At 41.1% G+C, this 569-nt stretch carries 1 pseudogene; it reads right to left on the bottom strand.

Annotation, left to right across the window (positions count from 1 at the left end):
- Positions 1-399: pseudogene (locus tag BHE89_RS19600) on the bottom strand (phage major capsid protein); the annotation flags it as partial.
- Positions 400-569: the final 170 nt, after the last annotated feature.

The following is a 569-nucleotide window of genomic DNA, read 5'->3' on the forward strand; positions in this document are numbered from 1 at the left end:
TCAACAACACCTTCAGCCACACCGGTTGAAGTTAATGCGGCTTGCACTGGAATAGAAATGCGCTTACTTGATTGAATACTAGAGTTAATTTCTTTCAGTACATCTGCAGAAATGACTTGCTGGCCAATTGTTTTGGCTGCCTGAACCGCATTATTCAACGGCATTTGTGCGACATGTTGCTCTAATTCACCTAATGAAGCTTTGAGTGTTTTTTTCAGATTCACGCAATGCATTCAGTTCGGTTGCCATCTTATCGACTGCGGCTTTAGTTTCAGTGCTTAAACTACCGACTTTTTTGCGCTTCTTTTAAGGCTTCTTCGGCTTTAGCATTAAATTTGCCGTTGGCTTCTTCAATTTTTTGCCGATAGACTTTTTTAATAATTCATTTGTATCAGACATAATGTCTCCAATTAGTTAGCTGTGGCAAAGGCATTTACCGCCTTTTCCAATTCAGAAAGAGTGTCAGGATTAATTTCAGAGGTAGCGCTTGGCGTACCGTGAGGATTGGAAGTAGCGCTCGGCATACTTCGTGTTAAAGCACTAATAAGTTTTCTACGCTCAGAGCGAGA

The sequence above is a fragment of the Shigella sp. FC1967 genome, from assembly GCF_001743005.1.
Classification (GTDB): Bacteria; Pseudomonadota; Gammaproteobacteria; order Enterobacterales; family Enterobacteriaceae; genus Proteus.